The organism is Scytonema sp. PCC 10023, from assembly GCF_963920835.1.
Lineage (GTDB): Bacteria > Cyanobacteriota > Cyanobacteriia > Cyanobacteriales > Nostocaceae > Kalymmatonema.
In genome coordinates this window covers 1-25,360 of the sequence record NZ_CAWUDP010000126.1, presented here as the reverse complement: position 1 = coordinate 25,360, position 25,360 = coordinate 1, and the positions used below count along the sequence as shown (strand labels likewise).

The following is a 25,360-nucleotide window of genomic DNA, read 5'->3' as shown; positions in this document are numbered from 1 at the left end:
GTGCAGAACGCGAATTGTGCTGTTTACGGCTTTGGGAGAACCAATGAGTGTATGTCTGATGGGTTGTCTTTCTGGAGATGCTTGAGAGTTAGCCCCTCGGCTACGCTCGGGGCTAGTTTGATTGGGGATGGGTGTATTTGGGTTGTCACCAGTGGACAAAAAACCTTGAGTTGTGGATTGCAAAGAATAATTTGCACCACTAAATTGTGCCACCGCGCTTGCTTGCCATTGCACATATTGTTCCTGACTTTTCACGCCATATGGAAAAATCCACGAAAAACCTAACCCCCTAGCCCCCTTCCCTACAAGGGAAGGGGGAAAAATGAAAGCCTCTCTCCTTGTAGGAGAGAGGTTTGGAGAGAGGTTTCTCACATCCTGTGAAAAGTAAGATTGTTCCAAGTCTAATTGAGCAATCGCCTGCTCGTCATATCCAATCGCTTGTACTTGTGCCATTATTTATGTATCTCCATTCGATATGGGGGTTATAAAGCGATCGCCTGTCCAATTGGCCCTGGAAGCGATCGCTTTTTGCTGTCTGTGCAGCAATATTTATATCATAACTCATGCTGCTGTTAATTGCAATATTATTAAATTCTAAAAAGATGTTTTTGATATCTTAACGAATCTTAAGGCGTACTATAGGATGCGAAAACGATGATAAGGATAGCGACGTGAGCAAACGATTTACTGTAACTGTTCCAGACTCAGTATTTGAAGATTTAGAGGTGTTGGCAGATACACAAGGTAGACCAACAGCTAACCTGGCAGCTTTTTTGATTGAAATTGGTATCAAGGAGAGTAAAGAACGCGGCGAATTTCCAGAAAAACCAAAAACCTCCAAAGCCAAGAAGGCTAAGGAGGACGGATGAATTTAACACGTTGCAGCAGTCGCTTTCAACCAGATTTGTGTATTGATTGGGGACGAACACCGTTTCGGGACTGGGGACTCTTTACTGGGAAAGATGTCCTTACAAAATCTGGGCGGAGTTTGAATCCCTGTCCATAATCCTCCCAATACCCAATCCCTAATCCCTAATCCCCAATCCCTAAATTCAAACATTTTATTGGCTTGGGATAAAGCCTAAAATGCTTATCAATAAGTACTTTTAGCTACCGTGTTTTCTCACGACTCAATTAGGGTTGCCATATGCTAATTCTCCTCACATTTTTTCAGAATCACCTAGATTTATTCACCAGTTGGGATGTCGATGCGGTATTGAAAAGGATTGATGGTTCTCATAAGATCTGGTTGCGTTGTATTCACTTCCGCGATCGCACTGGAACAGCTAAAATTATCAACCACTTTGAACTCAATCCATCTCGTGTTAACATGATTTTCAACCATTCCCCTAAAGGAATTGATTTAGACATAGAAGATTGTTTCTTTGACAACTATGAAATTCTGACTCATCAAATAAAAAATCGGGAGTTTGAGGTAGCGCGTGGCAGTATTGTGGTTGGAACCAATTTTATCATAACGTTTGAAATTACTGAAGTAAAAATCTTCAGCATACTCACTAACAATTGTCAAAAGCGAAGTATAGATATTGAAAAGTGGGGTATTGACTATCTTTTTTATCTCATTTTTAAAGATATTTTGAATAATTACCATACTGTCTTTGACGATATTTCTAGACAACTTGATGATTTAGAAGATGAAGTTTTAGAGAATTCTGGTGATGAATCAACGTACCGAAAAATTGCTACGATGAGGCAATCTACTCGTTTCGGACGCCGTAATTTTCAAAGCATCAAGTCACTTCTGGCTATGATGAATGACGAAGATTTTCAATGGATTTCCCAGCCAGTCAAGGCACTATTTAATCAAGAATTGGTTCACCATGTTGATAATCTCTGGCAAGAATATCAAGCTCTGAGAACCTGGATGTCAGAATTAATGGAAATTCAACGCGATAATATTGCTAGCAAAACCAGTGAACGCATTAATCGCCTAACTATCCTCTCAGCCATATTCTTACCAATCACTTTCATTGCTGGCGTCTATGGTATGAACTTCAAATATATGCCGGAATTAGAGCAACCTTGGGGTTATCCTACTGTTATTAGCGTGATGGTATTAATTGTGATTGGTAGTATTGTATATGCTAAACAACAACGTTGGTTGTAGTAGCCGCGAACGCGAGTGCGTGCGCCAAGTGCGCATTTTCTAATCGCCAGGTCTTTTTGTATGCATTGGGATGCTCCCAAGCAGACGAATAACAACGCGGTTATAGAACAATACGGTTCAGATAAGACCAGAACCCTTATCAGGAACACAATGTAGAACTCTCGGATGGCGCGTCTCTACACACGTGATTTTTTACACATTAACCTTAACTGAACCGTATTGGGTTATGGAAGCCATACAAAATATGCATGCATTAGCGCCACCACCGTGCCACATCATTGATAGCAGTAGCAACCTCAGCCACTGCTAGCTGATCACTTAACGCAAACAAAACCGGAACCAGTGCCCTTATGTCTTGCAGCAAGTCCTTGCGACGTCTCTGAGATATTTTGTGCAGTGTATCTTGCCAAAGAGAGAAAAGGTCTGTTGTTGGCATTTTTGACAAAGGGACAGCTAAAGCAGTTAGGACCATCTCTGCTGCGGTAATTTTGGTCGGATAGAGATGCTACTAGTAGCCGCCCAAAAACTAGGACGGGAAAGTTTACGAGACATTGCCCAACAACAAGCTGCTTGGGTAGTAAAAAGGGCAGAACAAACGGGTGCCTATCAACTATTTACTATGTTTCTACACAGCCCAACGCCTTTGGCAGACATGGTACTCTCGCTTAATTGGAAGTTAAGGGAATTGTAGCAAAGTTTATAAGCTGCAAAAACACTTATATGCGAATATTTGCGCGTGGGAACATAGCAGATCCGCTGCCTCCATGAACTATTTCTTTAGCTGTTTGCTCGTGACTCCTTTCTCATAATGCAAAGTATACACATTTTTTGCGTATAATACCTTATGCCAGATACCTAATTGCAATCCTGTATTAAGCACTTTCGCTACATTAGACTTCACTGTCTTCAACTGGAGAAGTGTTAATTTATCACCGTAGAGGTCGCGAACGACGGCATCAATGTGAAAATGCAAATCCGGTCGCCGTCGCATCAGAATCAGGATAGCATTTTGTATCGAATATTCTTGGAACTCTGTTAACAGTGGTATACTTCCCGCTTTTCTTTTGATACTTAGCTTAGGAATATCAGAAATATCAGGTTCTACAGTTTCTGCTGTTTCTTGATTAGACGGATGTGATTGTTGCTCACTCAAGAATACGGACTCAAGATTTTCATCTTCTTCATCGTCTGAGCTTTCCACAGAGTCATTTGTGGGATCTACTTCTTCCTCATCCACTGACACAGAGCTATCCTCAAGTACAGCAGTGCTGGAAGGAATTGGAAAATGCCTTTGGGGGGAATACATCTGTTCTTCGAGGGCATAGCCTGATATCAGGGATTCTAGAGTACTAATCTGGTTGCGGATAAAGGACAGGCGGCGCTCCAACTGGGCTGCTTCTGATACGTAGCGCTCGCGCTCAAGTTCAAGTAAACTCAGAATCTTAGATAGTGAAGCCATACCATTTACGTTTTTATTAGGAACAAGACAGGTGGAAAGCAAAGAAGTTTTCGTGAAAGCTCACACTCGTATCATTAAGCAACGAGTTTACCGATTTGTCTGCAAAAATTGCAATCAGGTGGTAGAACGCACCTGTTACCCGTCACTACCCTTATATTGCCTTGAATGCCGCCCACAAAAAGCGACTGCATCTTTACCCAATCGTAAAGCGATCGCTAAATCTAAAAAAAAATTTACAGCACAGCAACCAGTTGCAGAAGAATTTATCGTAAAACTAGATGGAACAGACGATTGAGCACCTTATATCCAATACGCTGTCGAGCTTCAGTACTTGAAGAGTGACAAGTCGCAGTGAACAATTACTGCCAGTAAAATCTGGTAAATTTTACAACGTTTTTGATAATCTGTATCACCCTTGTGAAATAAAAACAACCGTCATTGACAACTACAAAATCATGCATTGGGATGAAGCTGTCTTGAGGCACAATAAGCTATATGTAAGTCATGCTGCAAATTTCTAACAAAATTATTATCCCCGAGTGCGACATCTTTCTTAGTGCGATTCGTTCCCAAGGAGCGGGAGGCCAAAACGTCAATAAGGTTTCTACCGCTATCCACTTGCGCTTCGACATTAGGGCTTCATCATTACCCGATTTCTATAAAGAACAGCTTTTGAAGTTGAACGACCGACGCATTACCAAAGAGGGGGTTGTCGTAATCAAGGCTCAGGAGCATCGAAGCCAAGAGCAGAACCGAGAAGAAGCTTTAAGACGACTTCAAGAACTCATTAAAAGCGTAGCTATACCGAAGATAAAACGTAAACCCACCAAACCAAGTCGCAGTTCTCAAAAAAAACGTCTTGACAGTAAAACTAAGCGCGGACTGATTAAATCCACCAGAAAACAGGTCATTGAAACATGAGTATTTTGAACAGACTTATTGTGGTGCAGCAGTTATGCTCATAGCATCGATGAAATTTTTAGAACTTACGCATTCTTTGGGAACCCATGACACCTCAAGAATTTTTAGAAAATTTGGCAACAGCCGAAACAGACGCTGAAAAACTAGTAGTTTTTGCGCGATACCTAGATACAACCGCGCTGGACAATGCAACAACCCCAAAATGGAGAAGCATTGCTTACAGTGCCGAAATTCAGTTAGCGCTTAATAATCTTGCCTTTCATTTAGAAGCACTTGCTGAGGCAGGAAATTGAAAGTGTCAAACTAGTAAATAAGAAGTTGTAAAACGAGGTCGAGCGCCATGCCCCTGTTTCTGGTGACTTCATTAATTGATGAAGGGATGTACGAGAACGATTTTCGGGTTGTGGAAGCCAAATCAAAGTTGGAAATCGCCCAACATATGCTTGACCACCCGCATCAATGGGAAAACTACCTCCGCATTGCCTATCCAAGAAATTGGCGAGATCAGACTTTTAATGTGGGTACTTTATGGGATTGTGCTCAAAACCCACAGATGAGTGCCGAAGGTTTTTTGGAACTTATCGACATGACAAGCGTTGATGGGGATAGTGAATCGCAGTTGCGTATTTTTGAAGTTGAGGTACAGCAGTTACGGGAAGTTGATACTGATCCATTCAAGCGCAGAACGATTTCCCAGTAGTTGTAGCAAACCTTAATGGTTGTTAGCATTGAGCCACTCTGCGGTCGCGCATACACGCAGATTCAGGCAAAATTGAGACTAGCTTTTTGCTCGTTATAGCTATCTGGCTAGCCGCTTTGCCTTTGTTGGAGACTCGCTCTGAGGGAGAACCAGGCTTCCTACTTTCAGACGTGCTTACTTGCTTGCGAGTTAAATAACGTTGGTGCGCCTCCAACAAGAGCGACTCCGCCCCCGGATACTCGGTTTGAGCATCCTGCAGCACCAACTTGTCCTGATTGACGAACCTACTCAAAAATGCACTGAACAAATCCCGATGATGTTCTAGAATACCTGTTACATCCCGGTGAACTCGTTCTGACAAGGACTTTTTGATGCGACTACCGTCCAAGTGAGTCTGAGACAGCGCTGTTTTTTGAGTAGAGAACTTTGTGAACGAACCGCCAGCACACTCAGCCTTGCGTTTCAGTTCTGATTGAACAAATCCTGGGGACTTAGCAGATATGGCTTTCCCATACCGTTTCTGCCATCCCTTCACCGAAACATTTTCGGTTTTTATATGCTTGCCGTGACGCAGAATTTCGTTAATAACACTACGATTTTTGGTCTTGGCATATGCAGTCTTTCTGCGTTCTAGTTCACGTTTTTTAGCAGATGCTTTAAAGTAGTTGCTAGATTTTCTCCATTGAGCCTTCCCTTTCTTGACTTTTCCTTTTTTGACAACAGTTTTACGTCCTTTTCTTGCCTCAAAATTTGATTCAAAGTTATCTGGATTATTGGCACGTTGAGAACGCTGCATCTTTCTTTGTAATGCCGCTATGTCTTTTTGAAAAGTTGGGACATTTTCAGCAAAAGGTAGCAAGTCGGCGTGGGTATCACCAACAAAGGCAATGTTTGATATGTTAAGGTCTAGTCCAATCAAGCCATCAGAAACATAGTTCTGTGGTTTCTGGTAAGGTAGACCTTCGTTAACTAGCTGGGCATACCACCGACGTTTACCATTTAATATCCGCCACAATAAGCGAACATATTTGACTGGAGATTCAAGACCATGCCGGATAACTGGGTTGACTGGGTCAATGACTGGTTGCAGTTTAAGGCTGCCCCATACCAAGCAATCATCTTTCCATCTCAGACCCTGCTTGTTAGTCTTGCCCTCAACTGACCTAAATCGACTAGGTACTTTATACCGCACACCCGACGCCACACCCAACATGACTCGTTCACTTGCCTTAAATGCCCGTGTAGCTAGTTTTTGTTGAGTATTAGAGTCTATTTTTTCAGCAATCCACTTGGAATTCTTGCTCGTTATACTGGCAAAAGAATGCAAGTCGTATTCTGAATATCTGTACTGCTCTCTTGCTTTCTTAAAAGCTTCGCTTCGTTCTTTTTTCTTGGTTTTAGGAATTTCCCTAGCAGTCTTATATGGCTCGGAGTTACGAATTAATTCTAGCCGTTTCATCGCTTCATTTAAACAGGCATTATATAGCTGTCTCCCTGCTTGGAAACGAGAAAGCAATTCCGCTTCTTGCTTGCTGTTTACAATTAACGGTATTTCTGTTATGAACGATGATTTTGTACTCCGAACCAAGATAATCACCTCCTTAATTTATTTGCTAGACTATAGCTAGTTTAGCTAGTGGTTCTAGTAATGTCAACAGGTAAAGGCAAAAAAAGAACAAAAAATCAACCCGTATTATATGAAGGACTTAAAAAATGTCGAGGAATTTATTTAACGGATGTGGCATGGAGCTTGGTACAAGAAACAGCAATAAAATCAAAAATAAGCGCTAGTGAGTATATTGAACAGTTGATAAGAAAAAGTCACGGCAGATAAATCTGCTCGTGTCGCCTTTCCACCCCGATATAAATAACAAAAGAAGTCTCAATTCATTTAATTTCTTGAGACTCGTATTTCGGGGCTACCAGGCATCCCGCGTTATTCAGGTGTGTTAGCTTGTATGCAACCATAGGCTGTATAGCATACAAGCGTCTTGAACTATGGCTGATACTCAACCGCCACTACCACAACCCCAGCTGGAGCCGAACGGCATCACATTTGACCAGTATGTACATTACACCCCAGAAAAGCTGGAGTTGTACAATGGGTATATGGGCTACGGCGGACAAAACTCGACGGGATTCCAACTAGCTGTTCTGACTAACATGGGATTGATGAAAGCAATCGGCTATGTTGGTGCTTTAGTATGGATAGAGGCTTTAGACCAGCATCTGAGGAAACAGTTAGAAACAGTTGATGTCGAATCGGAGGTTGCTGAGGCAATGCTCGATAGGCTAAATCGGGCGATGATAGATTTGCTGGTGGTGGCAGAGTGGTTAGAGGAGTAGTTACGGGGGGCGATCGCATCCTTGAGACATAAAAAGCTTTACTGAATTTAAATAAAAAATTAGTAACAAATAGAATTTCGGATTCTTTATTTTTTATAAGTAAAATTACTCTTGGCAATATCAGTATAAATATAATAATATGTATCAAATTACTGAAAAATTTGAAGCCATCTCACGTATTTCAGGGTTCAAAAGGCTGATGGCAATTAAAAATCCTTCTTCTAGTAATGAAGTAGCTAGAGGTAGGTTAGCCTTATACGCCGACTATTGTTTTTGATTAGATTTATACAAAAACAGTTTCCTACTAAATAAACATCACTTGTCTTTTGGATAACCATCGGATAACTGACGCACTTAGTCCTTGCTTTAGCTGATGAAGTTGATTGAGGCGGTGCTAGGGAAACTCGCAAAGCATGGGCAAGCAGATATTAAGCATTTTTCTTTTGACAACTAACTGAAATTATTTCTTCTGTAATGAGATGCCTCAGCGGTTACTGCATTTACATGATGTACGAAACGCTAATAGTCCAGAACAAGTCGCAACATTATTTCAAAAGCTTGGTTATAACACCACTTGCCAGCTTTTGGACATTAGCGTCTTGGAGCTTTCAGAGCGAAGCGCTCAAGCAGTTAACCAGGTCTACTTAATTGCAAACCAGGGGGATGCAGAATTACAGGTTTTGCTGTTTCAACTAAAACCTAGTGAATGGTCTTCGCTTGCTGCTGTTACTTATCGAATGCAGGCGATCGCTAACAGTCTGTGTCAGCGCTCTTCTTATTTTTTATTGTTAGGTACAAAGGACTACAGGCAGCTAATGCTTGTCAGTCCTCATCAAAGCTTTGATGCTCAGATGAATTTGACATTCAGCTTTCACAAGTCTTTGATTAACACTGCTGACCCTAGTTATAGTGATCTGAATCGATTAGAAAAAATCGCTGCTCTGAAGCTTGACCCCCAAACACTTCACCGTATTCAGCATGAAGCACTTAGGTTTAAAGAACTCCACCAGCGGTACGAATTCCAAGATTCAGTTCGCTTGTATTTGCAAGAAATTGGTCGGATTCAACTATTAAAAGTATCAGAAGAGATTGTTCTTGCTCGTCAAGTAGCACAGTTAGAAGAGTTAGAAAAAATTAGAAAACGATTACAAAAGCAGCTTCTGCGAAATCCTCAAGATGAAGAGCTAGCGTCAGCAGCTGGTATATGCTCATTAGCACTGCGCGAACGAATAGCTAATGGTCGATATGCTAAAAACAAGCTGATAGAGGCAAACCTGCGGTTAGTCGTTTCAATTGCTAAGAAATATACCAATAAAGGTATGGATTTTTTAGATTTAATTCAAGAAGGAAATCTAGGATTAATTAGAGCGGTTGAAAAATTTGATTCTACAAAAGGTAATAGGTTTTCAACTTATGCAACTTGGTGGATTAGGCAGGGGATAAAACGAGGGCTTGATGAGCAATCCCGTACAATTCGCCTACCCGTTCACCTGTGCGAAAAAATCTATCAGATTAAGAAAACAGCCAAGCTGCTTTCTCAAGAAATGGGTCGTATTCCCAAGCAAGAAGAAATTGCCACTAGCTTGGAGATGACAACTGAAAAGCTGCGCTCTATAGTTAAATCGGCTCTTCCCTTAATTTCCTTAGATACTCGGATTGGCGAGGAAGAAGACACCACATTAGGAGACTGGATTGAATTTGATGGCAATACACCAGAAGAACAGCTACATAAAACTTTGTTGCAGGAACAAGTAGAAAGTCTCTTGAATCTCCTCGTCGCCCGCACCCGAGACATTTTAAGAATGCGATATGGTTTTGACGATAAAAGCGAGAAAACATTACAAGAAATTGGTGATTACTATAATCTAACACGCGAGCGAATTCGTCAAATTGAAGAGAAAGCATTAAATAAATTACGCTTCTGGAAGCCACAAATAATCATACACCAGCAATATATTCTTCCAAGGCTTACTCCTTTTTCTAAAAAACAGACCTTTATATCCCCACAAGCTTCAACCAATAGAGCGATTTTGTCAGAAACCAATCCGAATTATACTTCTGCTCAGGAGACTAATCCCATCACCAATATGAGAGAAATTAATTTGAGTCGCACGATTAAAATTATGGAAGACAATTCAGGAAATCTACTTGCACAACTTACTTCTCTACAAACTAGATTTTCCCAACTTGGTGAACAATTAATAAAGGCGACTAGAGAGTTACAAGACCCTGGTATACCTCCAACGGAAGAGTTAATTTTAGAGATAGAGGAATGCCGAAGAAGTTTTGCTGAGTTGCGTAACATCGTGCTGGAATTAGCTGCCTCCTCTAAAGTATCACCCATTCCTAAGTTTGATGAAATTGTTTCCTGCCGTGACCTTGAATTTTTGTTGCAAGCTGTTATAGAGGTGGAGAAGAAAAAAGCAAAGGGCGAGGAAGTACGTATTTCTGCTTTGACAGTTTTACAGCGCATTTTGGCTATAGCCCATCGGGTAGAAAACGATTTTCAACCTTTGCAGGAATGTCAGATAAAAGCCCGTGAACTCTACCAAGCCCTTTTAGAATCACAGGGGTGTGAACATCCTGATACTCAAAGCTTGGCTGATAGCAATCATGCATTCTCGAAATTGTTAGCACTGATTTCAGTTCGCGAGTCTGCTGACTACCAACATTTAGCAGAATTACAGACAGCTGTTGCCCAATCGTTCGGTATGCCTTTAGCTTTGGCAGCGTTGACAGGAGGACTTATAATTCGAGAAGAACTTATACAAAATTTACCCTCAGCTTCAAGTATTAAACGAGATGAGCCAATCTCCAATTTTGAGCCTCCTAAACCCAAAATACTGACTCCAGAGCAACAAAGTACAAAAAAGTCAAATGCAGCACAGCTAGAGTCAGCTATTTTACCACCTACGAATGAATTTATAGTAGACCCTCAGCCAGCTACAACATTAACCACAACTTCTCAAACAACAGCTAACAAAGAAATTGTAACTCCGCCGTTGCCCAAACTTGAAACTAACCAGAATGCCTTTGAGGAGGAACGAACAAAGGAAGAGGTACAGCCCGAATACCAGTTAACGCCGAAGGATACAATACAAAAAAATACTATATCCATCAGCAGTAATATTAGTGAAGAACATCCATCAGCTCTTCGTAACCAAATTTGGCAACTGCTTGGAGAAAATAAACTTAGTCTTGCGTATCATTTAGCACGTTGCTTGATAGAGCTATACCCTGATTTGCAGCCACATTTACCGCCAGAAATAATTCGGGGAGTCATTTTAGGTTGCCATGTGCGCTATGACGTAGGATTGGGAGAGATTGCAACCATTCTTCGGAGTGATTTTACTAATATAAGCAACAACTGTTTTGTCGATGGAGATAGTGAGTGGAACCAAGCAATTAGTTTACTTCTAGCCACAGCCGCACTGCGTCCAGCATTGCTAGCACCAAATACTCAAGCTTCAGCAATTCTCCTCTTACTGCGGTTAGGAGAAGGTCTTAACCAACTATATAAATATTGCCAAACCATCGCTAAGTATGAAAACCAAGGTTTAGCTTTGGATACCGCAGCGATCAAGACAGTCAGGAATCAAACGGTGCGGGAAGCCGATATAGCTGCTTTGCGTTCCTCTGTTGAGGCTTGGTGGGCTCAGGCTCCGCGTTTAAATATGATTTACGGACCTGCTAAGGCAGTGTGGAACGAGTGGATTAAGCCCAATCAACTTATTTATTCACTGCTATTACCTATTAGGCAAAACAATTTAAGACAGCTAGATGTTGCCAAAAATTATGTGCAGCGATTGTCTTCTGAAGCCCAGATTAACGAAGAAGTCAAACGTATGCAACGCGATCTAGGTCTGATTCGTGGTAGTAGTGATACCATCACTGGTCTTGCTCTCAATCAGATCCGTCAGCACATTCGGGAAGCTGTTGACTTTGCACGTCAATGGATTTTACTGCAGGAATCCCGCATGGGCAATGACAACAATTATGCTCACACTCAAGCTCAACAATTACAACAAGACCTTGCAAATCTTCACCAAATCGTTTTACAAGAACTCGATGATTTCGATATGAGAAATTCCTCTGTATTGGTTAAGGCGGGAATTTCTTGCTGTAGAAAAGCAGTAGAAGACATTCAGAATCTTTTTGAACCAAACGGGATTTTACCAAAATTAGAGCCAGAGTTAAAATATCTCCTTCATGCTGAATTGCTCAAAATCCCTTCACTGCCAATGGACTCTGATTGGCAACCTCAAGTCCAAAGCCCAGAATTGCTTGTGAAGGAAATTCTTAATCTAGTTGAACCAAATCATCGTAATTGGGTAAGAGCTTTTCAGCTGCAAAGCGATAGTAAAGACCACGAGGCTACTGAGCGAATTATAGAGTATCTTCGAGCCTATCCAGAGACATCAATTGATATTGCTAAACTGGAACAGCAGAGAAAGCGCGATATTGATAATTGTCGAGAAGAATTAGAGAAAGCTGTAAAGGAAACGAGAAAAATCCTAGAAGATAATGTGGGTTTGGGTTTGTTGAGAGAAACTGAGCGCTTAGATTATGCAGCACAGATTGAAAGTATAGAAAATGCTAGAAAAACAACTCTACGTTTTTCAGAAAAAAATTTGCATCTGCAAGATATACGTGAAGCGATTCACACCAAACGGCAGGAAAAAATCAATGAGACTAGAAAAAAACTCATTCAAGAAATTGGGGAAGACAAACCTGCCTATGCACGAATTAACAATGTATTGGATAAAGGTGATGTCCTAACTGCCAATGAATATATAGATATGGTGCAGCAGGGGCGACAAATACCCGAACCAGAGAATGAGAGAGATGCCTTTATAGACTTCTTTAGAAATAAGTACGCTTTAATAGAAGATATTCTTGAGCCTGCTGACCGGAATCCAAGCAAGAAACGCGAGTTAATTAACGAAATTCATACGCGTAGTAGCAGTCTTGAGCCACTCCAGATACGGCAAGTACCGGGCGCTCAGGCAAAACAAGCAGCTCAAATGCTTGATACTTGGTTTGCGGTTAAGGGAAGAAAGCAAGCAATCACTGATAAAGATGTTAGTCAAATTCTTAGCAATCTAGGTTTTAACATAGCAAATATAATTATCAAAAAAGTTGGTAATTATATCTGGGTTGACGTTACCACTGAAGCAATTCAAGACAAAAACCGTTGTCCCGTTCCAGCCTATGGTTCGGAAGCTAAAGGGCGTTACCGCATATTGTGCGTATGGGATAGACCACCTGAGGAAGATATTCTCAATGCGGTTGGCGATACTTCTGTTGGCTCTAAAGTACTTGTGTTCCATTTTGGACGAATGACGGAAAAGAGACGCCGAGACCTCGCTCGTTTGTGTCGGGAACGCCGCCGCACCTTCATGGTTATCGACGATGCTATCATGTTTTATCTGTGCGGGGAAAGGGGCGCACGCTTACCTATATTGTTTGAGTGTACCTTGCCCTTCACTTTCCTAGAACCGTATACAACGACTTCAGGATTTGTTCCCCCAGAAATGTTTTATGGGCGGGAACAAGAGCGACGCTCAATTATTGCTCCTACAGGTTCTTGCTTTATTTATGGCGGACGACAGTTAGGCAAAACGGTCTTGCTGCGCTTCGTCGAGCGTACTTTTCACTCACCAAGGCAAGGAAAAATCGCAATTTGGCTCGACCTCAAAGCCGAAGCAATTGGTTATGACAGAGACATTGATGAAATTTGGAATTTACTGGCAGCTGAGTTGAAACGTTTGGGTGTCATTCCTGATACAACGTCCAGCCGTGTAAAGCCTGATGAACTGTTCAAACAAATCCAACATTGGCTTGAGCAAGACGAAAATCGCCAGATTTTGTTGTTACTAGATGAAGCTGATAAGTTTCTGGAAGCTGATAGCAAAAAATCCACAGCAGACAAGGAAAAGGGAGACTTTATCCGCTCAGCTCGTTTGAAAGGATTAATGGACAGAACAAATCGCCACTTCAAGGTAGTATTTGCTGGTTTACATAACGTACAGCGCACTACCAAGCTTGAGAACCATCCTTTAGCTCATTTGGGAGAACCGATTTGCATTGGTCCACTGTTAAATAATGGTGAAATGCGTGAAGCGAGAGGATTAATTGAACGTCCATTTGCTAGCATTGGTTATCGCTTTGAATCTCCTGATTTGGTAACACGTATTCTTTCGCAGACTAATTATTATCCCAGCCTAATACAACTTTATTGTCAACAATTGCTCAGGCACGTTACTAACCCTGATATCGCTAATTTTGATGCCAAAGATAGTCCTCCTTATATAATCACTTCGCAGCAAGTTGATGACGCTTATAATAACCAAGACTTACGTAAAGCTATCCGCGATCGCTTTATGTGGACGCTGCAATTAGACCGACGCTACGAAGTGATTGCCTACACAATTGCCAATGGCTCCATAGAAAGTGAAAATGGCATGGTGAATGGTTTTGGTGTGTCTTGGATTCGCAATGAAGTGCTGACATGGTGGTATGAAGGCTTCCAAGGTTTATCGTCAGATGAAATTCAGGTTCTGCTAGAAGAAATGGTCGGATTAGGGGTTTTACGTGTGACCAGTAAGGGTCGCTTCACCCTAAGAAGTCCCAACGTACTACTGCTAATGGGAACTCCTGAAGAAATTGAAGCAGCACTTTTGCAACCCCGCGAAGTCCCCCTAGAATATGAGCCTGCAACTTTTCGTTGCATCATCGGTACTAAGGATAACTCCAAGCGCAGCTTCTTAACAGCTCAACAGGAATCAAAAATTCTGCTTCCTGAAAATGGAGTCTCCATGATATTTGGTACTCTAGCAGCAGGACTTGATAACTTGAAGCTTTATCTGGAATCAGTTCTAGCTAAGAAAAAGGAATTTTTCTACTATTATTGGGAGGACATCTTATCAAAAGATGATTTTTCCCAACACTTGAAAGAGCGACTTCGCAATCGCCAAAAAGATGGTATAACAATCATTTTTGTGTCTGCTTCTTGTCCTTGGAATCAGCACTGGATTAATGAGGCGATAGAACCTGTTGGAAGATTGAGGGCAAAAAATTCCTTTGTACGGGTGGTCTTTGTTGCTGACCCTCAAAAAGCGTGGCAGTTAATTACCACAAATAACACAGAATTTCATTCAGTGAATGGACTGACCACTTTGAGTTTAAAACCTTGGCATGATACAGCCTTACGGCAATGGTTACAAGATTGTAATTTTCCCAGTGATAAAGACAGTCGAGAAAAAATTACCGCAGTTACAGGAAATTGGTCAACACTACTAAACCGTTTCTACCAAAACTCCAAGTCTGCCATACATCATTGGGAACTTCATTTAGAAGAACTTAAGGATTCATTTAATAACTCTCAAGAAGCACTTGACTTCATCACAGTACAGTTAGGTATTGAGCGTTATGAGCAACAGAAAGTACTACGAGATTTAGCTGATTGGTGTCAAAGTTCTGAAGATAGCATTTCTACTGAAGAATTAGTAGCTTTAATAGATGATATCCAACCAGATGTTGTGAAAAAAGTTTTGAGATGGGCAGATCTACTAAGTTTTGTCTATCCTGTCGGTAAAAAAGAGGGTAAGGACTATTGGTGTGTTCAACCAGTCATTGGTCATATCCTGAAAGCTACTAGAGATTAAGACCGCATCCCTTTCTTGGTAAGGAAGGGTAAAACTTATCCTGGTGAGCGATACTCACCTAACAAAAATATTTGTGAATCATGTTTTCCTGGTAAAAGGTGTGTCAATTATGGCTCTCCCAGATTATGTAGACAATAATCAACATAAATTAGAAGATGTTTTGCGATCGCTGGTTCTGGATGAGAGGCAAACAAACTTAGACATAGCGACTGGATTTTTCCGGATTGAGGCATGGATGCGGTTAGAGCAAGCTTTCAACACTTTAACTCACCTACGCCTGCTAATTGGTCGTGATCCCACGATTCGACCAGCAGAAGGCGATCGCATCGACCTAACTCGCTACTTCCGTTACGATATTCAAAAGCAACTAGAAACAGAGAAATTCAAGTTGCAATACAAACAGCAAATTGACCGTTTAATTGCATACCTACAACAACACCATATCCATGTCAGACTTTATGGTGCTATCGGCGAAGGTGTGCAATTTCTCCACGCCAAAGCTTACATTTTTGACAACTACAGTATCATTGGTTCTAGCAATTTCACTCCTGCTGGATTGGGTGGTAATACAGAATTAAATGTTTTGAATAAAACATCAGTAATTGCTCAAGACCTTCGCCAAAATTGGTTTGAGAAATTCTGGAATGACAAAAGTGTTGATAAAGAGTACAAAGCCAAACTAATTGATGCTCTGAATGCCTCTAAATTTGGCAGTAAAGCATATACACCCTATCAGGTCTTTTTAAAAGCGCTTTACGAACTTTTTAAAGAAGACACTTTGGCACAAGGGAGCGTTCGCACAAGCTTAGAACTCGCTAGTTTCCAACAAGAAGGGTTTGAGCGTGCTGTAAGGTTGCTGGAGCGTCACCGAGGTTGTATGGTGGCAGATGCTGTAGGTTTGGGTAAAACTTATATCGGCTTGCGAGTGATTGACCACTACCTTATCAAAGACAAACGTCCTGGTTATGTGCCTCGTGCACTGGTGATATGTCCAGCCCAATTGCGGGATTTGGTGTGGCTCAAAAAGCTGGATGAGTACGGAGTTAAAGCAGATGTAGTTTCCCAGGAGGAAATTAGCCTTAAAACCTTCGATAACCGCCGCTACAACAAATATGACATCATCGTCGTCGATGAATCGCATAACTTTCGTAATAGTGCAACTAATCGATACCGAAATTTACAAAAGCTTATTGGCAGTGGTAAGCGGAACAAGCAGGTATTGCTATTAACTGCAACGCCAATAAATACTAGCATTTATGACCTTTACCATCAAATTTTATTACTAACGCGTAATACTGAAACATATTACCGAGAGTGGGGCATTCCCAATCTAAAAACTTACTTTAAAGCTTTGAGCAAGGGTGATGTAGAGATTACTGAACTGCTTTTCCAATCAATGGTGAGGCGCTCTCGCCAGGATGTTATCAAGCGGCAGCTTGCTGGAGAAGAAATTTATATCGCTGGTCAAAAGATTCGCTTTCCCAAACGGGAATTAAAACAGTTTACCTATAATTTTGAAGCTAGTTTTCAGGGACTTTACGCTGGGATAGCAAATAAAATTGACGAATTGCATCTAGCTCCTTATAACATCAAAGCGTTTAAGAAGCGAAAAACTAATCAAGAAGAAGATGATATCAAGCGCAAAGACGCTCTTGTTACCCTAATAAAGTCGCTGTATCTGAAGCGGCTAGAAAGTTCCCTGATTGCTTTTGAAAGTAGTATCCGCAATCAGAGGAATTTTCAAGAAAGATTTTTTACCTTTTTACAAAAAGGTAAGCTGTTAGATAGTAAGAATTTTCGCAAGATTATAGCAGCACAGACAGATGAAGAAGAAAATATTTCGGTCGAAGAATTTATCAACTCTTTAGATGAGATTGACCCCAATGATTACCAACTTGAGGAATTAAGTTCGCAAATTCAATCAGACATCAATATTCTCAATCGTATTCTAAACACACTTTTAAAAATTGAAAAAGATGTAGAACTAGGACGTGATTACGACCGCAAGCTAGCAGCATTCAAAAAATTGCTAGCTTGCGAGCTTAAGGGGCATAAAGTCTTGGTTTTCAGTTATTTCAAAGACACGGCTGATTACTTGTACAACCAGTTGCTTTCAGATGAAGAGTGGTTAAAGACACTGGCAATAGATGAGAGCTTGCCTAGAATTGACAAAATCACTGGTGAAACTCCTAGCAAGCAAAGAGAGGAAAAAGTTAAATGCTTTGCGCCTAAAGCTAATAGCCAAAGCCAGGAAGAACAGCAAAAGATTCAAGGTCAGGAAATTAATATTCTAATTTGCACTGACGTTTTATCTGAAGGACAAAATTTACAAGATGCTGGTGTTCTAGTTAACTATGACCTGCATTGGAACCCAGTACGAATGATTCAGCGTGCTGGTCGAATTGACCGTTTGGGTACTAGCTACGAAAAATTATTTATTTATAACTGCTTTCCAGAAGAAGGTTTGGAGGCATTGCTCGGATTGGTACGACGATTACAAGCCCGAATTGCCGTGATTGATAAAGAAGTAGGATTAGACGCTAGCGTTTTAGGAGAAATCATCTCAGAAAAATCATTAGAAGAATTATACCGACTTAAGAAAGCAGTGACCGATGCAGATAAAGAAGCAATTTTAGAGGAACTTGAGCAAGCGGCTGATTTAGTGTCTCTTGATGAAATGCGTTTGCCCCTATTAGAATTTTTTAAACAAGAAGGAGAGGAAGCAGCTGAAGAAATTCCACTGGGGATTCACAGTACCCGCCATTTCTATATTCCTGAAGCTGGAGATGGAGGCATATTTATGGCATTTCGTGCCAAAGATAAGCACTTTTGGCAATTTTACTCTCGTATTAATGGTGTGATTTCGCTTAACCCAAATCAGTTAATTACGGATAAGCGTAAAATTTTTAACTGGCTTAAGTGTAAAGCTAACGATTTTCCTCCTCCAAACAAACTGCTTCCAGTTAAGTTTGATAACTCCATCTTTGATGTTTTAGAAGGGGCTTTAGGTAATTTGATGACAAGCTTCAAAAAGCAGGAAACTAGCAGTCAAGTCAAACCTAAGCTAAGCAAGCTTTTACAGCAAATTTATCAAGCTTTGACTCAATTTAGTCCAATACATGAAGATGCAGTATACCAGGAAGTAAAGCGACGGGTATTAAAGGTTATTACTACAGTTAACCTTCGTATCTACGAACGTGACATGAAAGTCATTTGGGAAAAATATGTTAAAAAGAAAGATTTAAATGCTTTGGTTAGTGAACTAGACGAGTTGTTTGTTGATCAAGACCATTATCACCAAATTGAGGAAGAGAAAGAATTAAACCCGTCGAAAATAATTCACTCAGAAGATATTCAGCTGGTTTGTTACCAGTGGTTTCAACCAGAATAGTGCTTGGCTCTTATTGACCCTGATTTTCTTCTAACTTCCCCAAATTGTAGCAAGAGGACTATAACTGCAGCCAACGTAGGTAATTTCAGTGACGACGTATTTTCTCACGCTTCAATTGGGATTGCTATAGTTGCCTAAGTAAAATTTATTACCACATTATTTAATGTTACAAGGGTGGCAGGCTGAAAGCCCTTGAGGGTGTAACTGACTCAGGAAGTTACACTCGTACTTTAGGCAAGGGATGAAAGCCGCCGACGCAGGCTAAGGCAATGCCGTCACTCCTCTCAATAGCCTTTCTAAATATTCGCTAACACTTATCCCTTTTTCTCTAGCTTTAATAACAGCAGTTTTCCACGCGGTATCTGTTAACATAACGCCGCGTTGCTTTTTAGTTTCTTCATATAGAACTGGTGTATTCTTCATTCTTTTTATCCCTTTGCCCGTTGACATAATTAGAACCTATAAATAAACTAAAGTAAAGCATAACAAACGACCAGGAGGTGATGTCAAGTGGTTCGGAGTTCAACTTTATCGTTCATTACAGAAGTTCCATTAATTGTTAATAGCAAACAAGAATCTGAATTGTTATCTCGTTTTCAAGGTGGCAGACAGTTATATAATGCTTGCTTAAATGAAGCAATGGCGCGGCTGGATTTAGTCCGTAATTCCGAATCATACCAAGTAGCTAAACTATTGCCTAGAACTAAGAAAAAAGAACGTAGCGAGGCATTCAAGAAAGCTCGTGAGCAATACAGGTATTCTGAATATGACTTGCATTCATTTGCAGCCATAACCAGCACATCATCTAAATGGATTGCTCAAAAAGTCGATTCTACTGCTCAACAGAAACTCGCTACACGAGCGTTTAAAGCAAGTGAACGAGTCATGTTAGGCATGGCTAAGGACGTGCGCTACAAAGTGCCAAGCCGATTTCGCTCAATGGAGGGAAAATCAAACAAGACGGGTATTAGGTGGAAAGATGATTGTTTGGTATGGGGCAAACTTGTACTGCAACCAATCATTGATTCAACCAATCCGGTTATCCGACATGGGCTTGAATCGCCAGTCAAGTATGTACGCTTGCTATGGCGAATTTTGAATGGTAAACGTCGTTGGTATGCCCAGCTAGTTAATGAGGGACTGCCTTACCAGAAACCTCACCAATTTGTTTGTGATGGGTTGATTGGGCTTGACCTCAATATTTCAAACATTGCATATGTTGGTGACAATCATGCTGACCAATCTGAACTGATTCGCAAAGCCGAGAATGCTGGTGGGTCAGTAATCAAGTTTTCTACTCAAACAACCGCACTAAGTCAGACTCATTTGGACGGGTCGCGCATCAAAAAATCTTTGTCTCAACGGGTTCACCGCGATGTAACAGGTATTCCTGAGCATCATCGTGATTTGTTCAGTGCATTTTTGAGTAGATACGTTAATCAGAATAAGTTGGTGTTGCAGAATACGCTCAATGCGTATTCGGGGCTGGAACCAGTCCTGTTGGAGGCATATCAACGTTATCTAACCCGCGAACAAGTAAGCACGTCCGAAAGTAGGCAGTCTGATTCTCCCTCGGAGCGGGTTTCCAACGAGCTACTAACCCCTAGCCAGATAGCCAATAAGGGCGACAAGCTAGGCGAGGATGTAGCGTGAATCCCCTAGCATGACGGCAGGGGAGGGTTCAATGCATAAAACTTGACCCACTAATGAACTTTTCATGTCCTCCACAAGTTTTTGCAACACAACCCTCCATGTCAGCTTCCCTAACATTAGACCCTTTGAGCGATGCGCTGCTGGAAAATCACGACCAGAAGCAGGAAGCCGCCCCGGAGGACGAGCTGCCACCATGGGGTAATAGTCCCCTCGAGATTCAGAAGGTTGTACATCATTCCGAGCAGAAGGACACCGACAAGCGTTGGAAACACGCTCCCCTGCCCTCCTCCGAGAAACGTTCCTCCCATGACGGCCGCAGCGATCGCATCCGTCTCCCAGCCAAAGGCAGCCACTGGCTGACCCGCCCCTAAACGACCCGCGAGAACGACACCGGCAAGCCCTGAAAGCAGACCGCTTATCGTGTAGGCTGCGAGCTTCACCCGATCCGGGTTCACGCCCATGAGCCGGGAGGCCTCCTCGTTGTCGCCGACAGCGAATATGTGCAACCCTAATAAGCTCTTGTGCAGCATAAACCAAGCTGCGAAATACAGGAGCGCAACCATAAGCACCGGGACAGGGACGGGACCAATGAACCCCCTGCCCAGCCAAACAAGTACCGAGGCTGCCGATGATACGGCAATCGACTTCTCCTGGGTGATGCTCAGGGCAAGCCCGCGCGCAGCGCTCGCGGTGAATAACGTAACAACGAACGGCTGGAGCCTCGCGCGGGACACGAGAAGACCGTTTACCACACCAAACAAGGTGGTGCTTGCAATGCCGCCGACGATTGCCGTAAGGCTTCCCTGAGGAGCGAGCATTGCTGCTACGACGCCGCCTAAAGCAACGAGGGCACCCACGGAGAGATCGATTCCCCCGCTCAGGATCACGACGGTCATGCCCAGCGCCACGATCGCGAGCATACTGTTCTGTCGCATGATGTTCATGAGGTTAACAGGCGTCAGGAAGGTTTCATAACGAAACGATGCGAACAGAGCCAAACTAAAGAGCAGGAGCAGCGCGCCCTGCGAGGTGAGGAGTCTCGCGAGACGCCTCGAGAACTGCATAAGCGCAAGCGCAAGAGATCTTGTGGCAGTCATAACGCGTTAGACCTCCTTAGGACGCTGTAAAAAAACAGCGAAAAGAATAATTACCGATTTTAAAACCAATGACCAGGTGAACGGAATGAGGAGCATATTGAAGCTCGTAGAGATCACCTGCATGATCAGGGCTCCGACAACAGTTCCGAGCACATTCGCGCGGCCACCGGAGAAGGGCGTGCCGCCAACAACAACGGCCGCGATGGCGTCGAATTCCGCGTTGACACCGACCTTGCTGGGATCGCCCATGGCGAGTCTCGCCGTCTCGACGAGCCCGGCAAGCCCGGCAAGCAGGGCGGTAATCATATAGACGATGTATTTGACACGCTCCGCACGGATGCCCGCAAGCCGTGCAGCCTCCTCGTTGCCGCCGACTGCAACGATATGACGCCCGAAAAGCGTAGAGCGGATACAGAAGAGGGCTCCCGCAATGACGACTGCCGCAATCACAACCTGAATCGGGATGGGTCCGAGATAGCCCTTTCCGAGCGCTTCAAACGTAGGATGGGCAAAGGGAACGAGCTGACCGTCCCCGACGACCTGAGCGACCCCACGCCAGATGATGAGAGCCGCCAGGGTGGTGATCAGGGGGTCAAGTTTCAGACGTGAGATGAGAAAGCCGTTGAGAAAGCCAATCAACAGGGCGCTCCCCAAAGCGACCGAGATGGCGATCGCCATTCCGTGATTGATAAGCAATGCCACAATGACTGAAACCAATCCCATAGTGGAGCCGACTGTGAGGTCGATACCACGTGAGGCAATGGCGAACGTCATGCCGACGGCAACGATCATCGTCGTAGACACCTGGAGCAACATATTTAGGGTGTTGCTCACTGTAGCGAAACGCGGAGTAAAGACGGCGTTCGCAACATAGAGAATGAGGAGCGCCGCAGGTGCGCCCAAGTTTGGGTTCCACAGGGTTCCCCTACCCAGACCCCGCTTTTTGCTATTCATTTGCATCTTGCTCTGTTTCATACTGTCCACCGACGGCTTCCCTACGATCTGCGCCTTCCGCCATGGCATGCAGAATTGCCTTTATGTTCTTCTGCTCGCCACTGAGTTCTGCGACTGACCGCCCATCACGCAGGACGACGACACGCTGTGAGCCTTCAACGAGCTCTTCCACTTCCGATGAAATCATGAGAACCCCAAGCCCTTGCTCCGCCAGTTCAGCAATGAGCCGTTGGATCTCGCTTTTTGCACCAACGTCGATACCGCGAGTCGGCTCGTCGAGGAGAAGAAGTTTCGTATTCTTGCACAGCCATCGTGCGAGAAGAACCTTCTGCTGATTGCCGCCTGAGAGTTCGTGGATCTTCTGCTCGGCGCTAGCCGCCTTGATACCAAGACGCTGCATGAAACGGGCGACGAGCTCGCCCTGTCGTTTCCTGGAAACAATGCCCCATTGTGTCAGGGCTGGTAGGGCGGCGAGCGTGAGGTTTTCGCGCACCGAAAGCTCAGGGATGATGCCGTCCGCCTTGCGGTCTTCTGAGAGGAAAGCCATCCCCGCGTCGATGGCGTCATGGGGACCACCTAGGGAGAGAAGACTCCCTTCAAGTTTTACGGTTCCACCGTCAACTGGTTCAGCTCCGAACAGAGCGCGCGCCGTTTCGCTACGACCAGAGCCGAGCAAACCTGCAAGTCCAACGATTTCGCCATGCCGCACTTCAATTGAGACGCCGTTGAGCCGATTCTGATATTTGAGAGCTTCCGCCTGCAGCAGCACTGGCTGACCTGCCGCGTTTTGCGACCGTCCCGCGAACGCCGTGACTCCTTTGCTCACCTCATTGGGCTTGCGCCCCAGCATATGACAGACGAGATCCAGGCGATTGAGCATGCTCAGCGACTGCGTCACGATGTTGCGCCCATCACGCAGGACTGTCACGCGATCGCACACGGCGTAGAGTTCTTCAAAACGGTGGCTGACGTAAACAATGGACGTCCCTTCCGACTTGAGTCTACGCATGACGTCAAAAAGAACACAGACCTCGGTTTCCGTAAGCGAGCTTGTGGGTTCATCGAGGATGAGCACCCGTGCACCAAAGGATATAGCGCGCGCGATCGCCACCATCTGGCGATGGGCAATATTGAGCGAACCAACCACCGAGCGCGGGTCGATATGCAACCCCAGACGCTCCAGGATCTCAGCCGCCCCGGTGTTCATGCGGCGTCTATCGATGATGCCAAAGCGATGCGGCTCCCTGCCAAGAAAAATATTCTCGGCAACGGTTCGGAAATCTACGAGCTGGATCTCCTGGTAGACGGCTACGATGCCTACCCCCTGCGCTTCGGTCGGGTTCTGGAATGCAACGCAGTTCTGGTCGTACTCTATGACGCCCGAATCCCGTCGATACGCTCCCGTCATGATCTTGATCAGCGTCGATTTGCCAGCGCCATTCTCGCCGACCAGGGCATGGATCTCGCCCGCTTTTAGCTCGAAATCGACGCCCCGCAGCGCCGGCACGCCGGAAAAACTTTTCTTTATGTCCGTCATGCGCAGGACAGTTCGAGTCGCCTGATTCATCGGCCTTACCTAGTTTTTGTCCCGATTACCTATAGCGGAGATCCTTCATTTCGCACCATAGAAATCTTTTTTGTTCATCATGGAAGCTCAGGATAGTTCCTAGCTATCTTTTCTTTATCTTAGGATAGGAAATACTCAGTAGTCTGGTAAGCCAACTTTACCGAATGTAAATATTCTCCGCGTCCCCATGTCAGCGTGTCTCCATTTGGGGAGAATCTAAACGTTGTTTGAATCCTTGCTAAAGATTCTCCGCGTCCCCGTGTCTCCTTGTCTCCGTGTCTGTCTTCACCCGTGAATTTTGGATTAGTTGAGTCCTAGTATGCTTCATGCACAAAATCCTTGGCGTTGGTCACGTCGAAGAGTCTATCCTTAAGAATGATCCTAGGAGGAATTTTCTCACCAGCAAAATACTTCTCCATCGTGGCGAAAACAAGTGGGCCAAAACGTGGGTTTGACTCGACACTCACACCAAGCTCACCCCGGATAATCGCCTCAAGCGCGGCTTTCTGACCATCGATTGAACCGACTATTACATCCTTGCCGGGTTTCATGCCATAGGACTTGAGAGCCTGAATGGCACCCAATGCCATTTCGTCGTTGTGAGCATACACTGCGGTGATGTCGGAGCCCTTGGCTTGGATGATGTTTTCCATTACGCGCTGAGCCGCAGCCCGCGAAAAATCCGCTGTCTGCGTGGCGATGATCTTCATGTTGGGATAACTGCGGATGGCGTCGCGAAACCCCTTAGCGCGATCGATTGCGACCGACGAGCCTGCCGTTCCGGTGAGCTCCACAATTGACGCCTTGCCGTTGGTTGCCTGGGCCAGCCATTGGCCAACGCGGCGACCTTGCGCGATGAAATCCGACCCGAGAAAGCTGACGAAGTGCTCGCCCGGTCTTCCCGCAGCTTCACGGTCAATGAGAAACACTGGTATTTTTGCCGCTCTCGCCGCTTCAAGAGCGGGCGTAAGGCCCTCATACTCGCGTGGCGCGAGGAATATGGCATCGACTTGCCGTGCGATCAGATCCTCGATGTCGGCGAACTGCTTCGACGTCTGCCCCTGGGCGTCCGTCATCAGGAAATCGTAAGTTTCCTTACGCTTGGCGGCTTCGTCCTTGATGCTATTCGTTTCGGCGACGCGCCACGGGCCGATGTTCTCCGTCTGCGAAAATCCGACAATCTTTTTCGTTTTCTCGCGCATACAGCCGGACAGCGAGAAAGCCGCGACGGTAATCGCAACGTAGGCGCTGAATACCAGGAACTTTGAGATATAAACTTGGACACCTGAGCATCCAACACAGGTTTGATTCTTCGCCCGCCCCATCAGATCTCCTATCCATCGTGCCTCTTGCGCTACTTAGAGCTTAGCTCGAAACAAAGACTATTTGGAATCGTCGAAATGGTTACAACCAATTGTGTTGTTGACATCCTCCCCACGCCTAAAGGCGGGGGATTCCAGGAATCACTTCTTGGGTT

The 25,360-nt window shown here is 44.0% G+C and carries 22 protein-coding genes and 1 pseudogene; 13 read left to right on the top strand and 10 right to left on the bottom strand.

The features are described 5' to 3' along the window. Positions 1–453, bottom strand: a pseudogene (locus ACM0OZ_RS42095) (hypothetical protein); the annotation flags it as partial. Continuing rightward, positions 425–565, bottom strand: a complete 141-nt coding sequence (locus ACM0OZ_RS42090; RefSeq protein WP_414588837.1) for a hypothetical protein — start codon at positions 563–565, stop codon at positions 425–427. The gene ACM0OZ_RS42090 and the pseudogene ACM0OZ_RS42095, both read right to left, overlap by 29 nt. A 106-nt stretch (positions 566–671) precedes the next feature. On the opposite strand from ACM0OZ_RS42090, the gene ACM0OZ_RS42085 reads away from it, so the two are divergent. The 3 genes from ACM0OZ_RS42085 to ACM0OZ_RS42075 all read left to right on the top strand — a co-directional run bounded on the left by ACM0OZ_RS42085 (position 672) and on the right by ACM0OZ_RS42075 (position 2,128). Next, positions 672–869, top strand: coding sequence for a ribbon-helix-helix domain-containing protein (locus ACM0OZ_RS42085; protein ID WP_414588836.1), 198 nt, complete (start codon positions 672–674; stop codon positions 867–869). Further along, complete coding sequence (locus tag ACM0OZ_RS42080; RefSeq protein ID WP_414588835.1) at positions 866–1,006, top strand: hypothetical protein; 141 nt, start codon at positions 866–868, stop codon at positions 1,004–1,006. Before ACM0OZ_RS42085 ends, ACM0OZ_RS42080 begins: the two co-directional genes overlap by 4 nt. 141 nt (positions 1,007–1,147) lie before the next feature. Continuing rightward, positions 1,148–2,128: a magnesium transporter CorA family protein gene (locus ACM0OZ_RS42075; RefSeq protein WP_414588834.1), complete on the top strand. Its 981-nt coding sequence runs from the start codon at positions 1,148–1,150 to the stop codon at positions 2,126–2,128. A 253-nt stretch (positions 2,129–2,381) separates the two neighbouring features. On the opposite strand, the gene ACM0OZ_RS42070 is transcribed toward ACM0OZ_RS42075, so the two are convergent. Beyond that, a complete protein-coding gene (locus ACM0OZ_RS42070; RefSeq protein ID WP_414588833.1) occupies positions 2,382–2,564 on the bottom strand; it encodes a hypothetical protein in 183 nt (60 codons plus the stop codon). Between the two features lie 66 nt (positions 2,565–2,630). On the opposite strand from ACM0OZ_RS42070, the gene ACM0OZ_RS42065 reads away from it, so the two are divergent. Continuing rightward, the gene (locus ACM0OZ_RS42065; RefSeq protein WP_414588832.1) at positions 2,631–2,819 is read left to right on the top strand and encodes a hypothetical protein; all 189 of its coding nucleotides are present in this window, start codon (positions 2,631–2,633) and stop codon (positions 2,817–2,819) included. 78 nt (positions 2,820–2,897) lie between these two features. On the opposite strand, the gene ACM0OZ_RS42060 is transcribed toward ACM0OZ_RS42065, so the two are convergent. Further along, a complete protein-coding gene (locus ACM0OZ_RS42060) occupies positions 2,898–3,587 on the bottom strand; it encodes a hypothetical protein (protein WP_414588831.1) in 690 nt (229 codons plus the stop codon). A gap of 31 nt (positions 3,588–3,618) precedes the next feature. Here ACM0OZ_RS42060 and ACM0OZ_RS42055 point away from each other — a divergent pair, with 31 nt between their 5' ends. The 4 genes from ACM0OZ_RS42055 to ACM0OZ_RS42040 all read left to right on the top strand — a co-directional run bounded on the left by ACM0OZ_RS42055 (position 3,619) and on the right by ACM0OZ_RS42040 (position 5,208). Beyond that, entirely contained in the window at positions 3,619–3,882 is a 264-nt protein-coding gene (locus ACM0OZ_RS42055) for a hypothetical protein (protein ID WP_414588830.1), read from the top strand. 209 nt (positions 3,883–4,091) lie between these two features. After that, complete coding sequence (gene arfB, locus ACM0OZ_RS42050; protein ID WP_414588829.1) at positions 4,092–4,508, top strand: alternative ribosome rescue aminoacyl-tRNA hydrolase ArfB; 417 nt, start codon at positions 4,092–4,094, stop codon at positions 4,506–4,508. 86 nt (positions 4,509–4,594) lie between these two features. Further along, complete coding sequence (locus tag ACM0OZ_RS42045) at positions 4,595–4,801, top strand: hypothetical protein (RefSeq protein WP_414588828.1); 207 nt, start codon at positions 4,595–4,597, stop codon at positions 4,799–4,801. A 47-nt stretch (positions 4,802–4,848) separates the two neighbouring features. Next, complete coding sequence (locus tag ACM0OZ_RS42040) at positions 4,849–5,208, top strand: hypothetical protein (protein WP_414588827.1); 360 nt, start codon at positions 4,849–4,851, stop codon at positions 5,206–5,208. A 22-nt stretch (positions 5,209–5,230) separates the two neighbouring features. On the opposite strand, the gene ACM0OZ_RS42035 is transcribed toward ACM0OZ_RS42040, so the two are convergent. Then, positions 5,231–6,796, bottom strand: coding sequence for an RNA-guided endonuclease TnpB family protein (locus ACM0OZ_RS42035; protein WP_414588826.1), 1,566 nt, complete (start codon positions 6,794–6,796; stop codon positions 5,231–5,233). A gap of 60 nt (positions 6,797–6,856) precedes the next feature. Between ACM0OZ_RS42035 and ACM0OZ_RS42030 the strand changes: the two genes are divergently transcribed. The 4 genes from ACM0OZ_RS42030 (at position 6,857) to ACM0OZ_RS42015 (ending at position 18,612) form a co-directional block, all read left to right on the top strand. Continuing rightward, entirely contained in the window at positions 6,857–7,042 is a 186-nt protein-coding gene (locus tag ACM0OZ_RS42030; protein ID WP_096568835.1) for a hypothetical protein, read from the top strand. Positions 7,043–7,206: 164 nt separating this feature from the next. After that, positions 7,207–7,554 carry a hypothetical protein gene (locus ACM0OZ_RS42025; protein ID WP_414588825.1) on the top strand — a complete coding sequence of 116 codons (348 nt, stop codon included), beginning with the start codon at positions 7,207–7,209 and terminating at the stop codon, positions 7,552–7,554. Between the two features lie 479 nt (positions 7,555–8,033). After that, positions 8,034–15,221, top strand: a complete 7,188-nt coding sequence (locus ACM0OZ_RS42020) for a sigma-70 family RNA polymerase sigma factor (protein ID WP_414588838.1) — start codon at positions 8,034–8,036, stop codon at positions 15,219–15,221. Positions 15,222–15,330: 109 nt separating this feature from the next. Next, complete coding sequence (locus ACM0OZ_RS42015; protein WP_414588824.1) at positions 15,331–18,612, top strand: helicase-related protein; 3,282 nt, start codon at positions 15,331–15,333, stop codon at positions 18,610–18,612. Between the two features lie 261 nt (positions 18,613–18,873). On the opposite strand, the gene ACM0OZ_RS42010 is transcribed toward ACM0OZ_RS42015, so the two are convergent. After that, entirely contained in the window at positions 18,874–19,062 is a 189-nt protein-coding gene (locus ACM0OZ_RS42010; RefSeq protein WP_414588823.1) for a hypothetical protein, read from the bottom strand. A 60-nt stretch (positions 19,063–19,122) separates the two neighbouring features. Here ACM0OZ_RS42010 and ACM0OZ_RS42005 point away from each other — a divergent pair, with 60 nt between their 5' ends. Then, complete coding sequence (locus ACM0OZ_RS42005) at positions 19,123–20,265, top strand: RNA-guided endonuclease TnpB family protein (RefSeq protein ID WP_414588822.1); 1,143 nt, start codon at positions 19,123–19,125, stop codon at positions 20,263–20,265. A 116-nt stretch (positions 20,266–20,381) separates the two neighbouring features. Here ACM0OZ_RS42005 and ACM0OZ_RS42000 read toward each other — a convergent pair whose 3' ends face one another. From ACM0OZ_RS42000 to ACM0OZ_RS41985, 4 genes are all read right to left on the bottom strand, one after another. Then, a complete protein-coding gene (locus ACM0OZ_RS42000) occupies positions 20,382–21,362 on the bottom strand; it encodes an ABC transporter permease (RefSeq protein WP_414588821.1) in 981 nt (326 codons plus the stop codon). Between the two features lie 6 nt (positions 21,363–21,368). Beyond that, positions 21,369–22,316, bottom strand: a complete 948-nt coding sequence (locus ACM0OZ_RS41995) for an ABC transporter permease (RefSeq protein ID WP_414588820.1) — start codon at positions 22,314–22,316, stop codon at positions 21,369–21,371. After that, positions 22,309–23,883, bottom strand: coding sequence for a sugar ABC transporter ATP-binding protein (locus ACM0OZ_RS41990; RefSeq protein WP_414588818.1), 1,575 nt, complete (start codon positions 23,881–23,883; stop codon positions 22,309–22,311). Before ACM0OZ_RS41990 ends, ACM0OZ_RS41995 begins: the two co-directional genes overlap by 8 nt. 314 nt (positions 23,884–24,197) lie before the next feature. Beyond that, entirely contained in the window at positions 24,198–25,208 is a 1,011-nt protein-coding gene (locus ACM0OZ_RS41985; RefSeq protein ID WP_414588817.1) for an ABC transporter substrate-binding protein, read from the bottom strand. Positions 25,209–25,360 lie beyond the last annotated feature (152 nt).

What these genes read in the sequence shown, in the direction of transcription:
- ACM0OZ_RS41985 (WP_414588817.1), bottom strand. Translation starts at nt 25,208, where the DNA reads ATGGGGCGGGCGAAGAATCAAACCTGTGTTGGATGCTCAGGTGTCCAA.
- ACM0OZ_RS42060 (WP_414588831.1), bottom strand. Translation starts at nt 3,587, where the DNA reads ATGGCTTCACTATCTAAGATTCTGAGTTTACTTGAACTTGAGCGCGAG.
- ACM0OZ_RS41995 (WP_414588820.1), bottom strand. Translation starts at nt 22,316, where the DNA reads ATGAATAGCAAAAAGCGGGGTCTGGGTAGGGGAACCCTGTGGAACCCA.
- ACM0OZ_RS42025 (WP_414588825.1), top strand. Translation starts at nt 7,207, where the DNA reads ATGGCTGATACTCAACCGCCACTACCACAACCCCAGCTGGAGCCGAAC.
- arfB (WP_414588829.1), top strand. Translation starts at nt 4,092, where the DNA reads ATGCTGCAAATTTCTAACAAAATTATTATCCCCGAGTGCGACATCTTT.
- ACM0OZ_RS42030 (WP_096568835.1), top strand. Translation starts at nt 6,857, where the DNA reads ATGTCAACAGGTAAAGGCAAAAAAAGAACAAAAAATCAACCCGTATTA.
- ACM0OZ_RS42000 (WP_414588821.1), bottom strand. Translation starts at nt 21,362, where the DNA reads ATGACTGCCACAAGATCTCTTGCGCTTGCGCTTATGCAGTTCTCGAGG.
- ACM0OZ_RS42040 (WP_414588827.1), top strand. Translation starts at nt 4,849, where the DNA reads ATGCCCCTGTTTCTGGTGACTTCATTAATTGATGAAGGGATGTACGAG.
- ACM0OZ_RS42090 (WP_414588837.1), bottom strand. Translation starts at nt 565, where the DNA reads ATGAGTTATGATATAAATATTGCTGCACAGACAGCAAAAAGCGATCGC.
- ACM0OZ_RS42075 (WP_414588834.1), top strand. Translation starts at nt 1,148, where the DNA reads ATGCTAATTCTCCTCACATTTTTTCAGAATCACCTAGATTTATTCACC.
- ACM0OZ_RS42015 (WP_414588824.1), top strand. Translation starts at nt 15,331, where the DNA reads ATGGCTCTCCCAGATTATGTAGACAATAATCAACATAAATTAGAAGAT.
- ACM0OZ_RS42065 (WP_414588832.1), top strand. Translation starts at nt 2,631, where the DNA reads ATGCTACTAGTAGCCGCCCAAAAACTAGGACGGGAAAGTTTACGAGAC.
- ACM0OZ_RS42070 (WP_414588833.1), bottom strand. Translation starts at nt 2,564, where the DNA reads ATGCCAACAACAGACCTTTTCTCTCTTTGGCAAGATACACTGCACAAA.
- ACM0OZ_RS42020 (WP_414588838.1), top strand. Translation starts at nt 8,034, where the DNA reads ATGCCTCAGCGGTTACTGCATTTACATGATGTACGAAACGCTAATAGT.
- ACM0OZ_RS42010 (WP_414588823.1), bottom strand. Translation starts at nt 19,062, where the DNA reads ATGTCAACGGGCAAAGGGATAAAAAGAATGAAGAATACACCAGTTCTA.
- ACM0OZ_RS42045 (WP_414588828.1), top strand. Translation starts at nt 4,595, where the DNA reads ATGACACCTCAAGAATTTTTAGAAAATTTGGCAACAGCCGAAACAGAC.
- ACM0OZ_RS42080 (WP_414588835.1), top strand. Translation starts at nt 866, where the DNA reads ATGAATTTAACACGTTGCAGCAGTCGCTTTCAACCAGATTTGTGTATT.
- ACM0OZ_RS41990 (WP_414588818.1), bottom strand. Translation starts at nt 23,883, where the DNA reads ATGAATCAGGCGACTCGAACTGTCCTGCGCATGACGGACATAAAGAAA.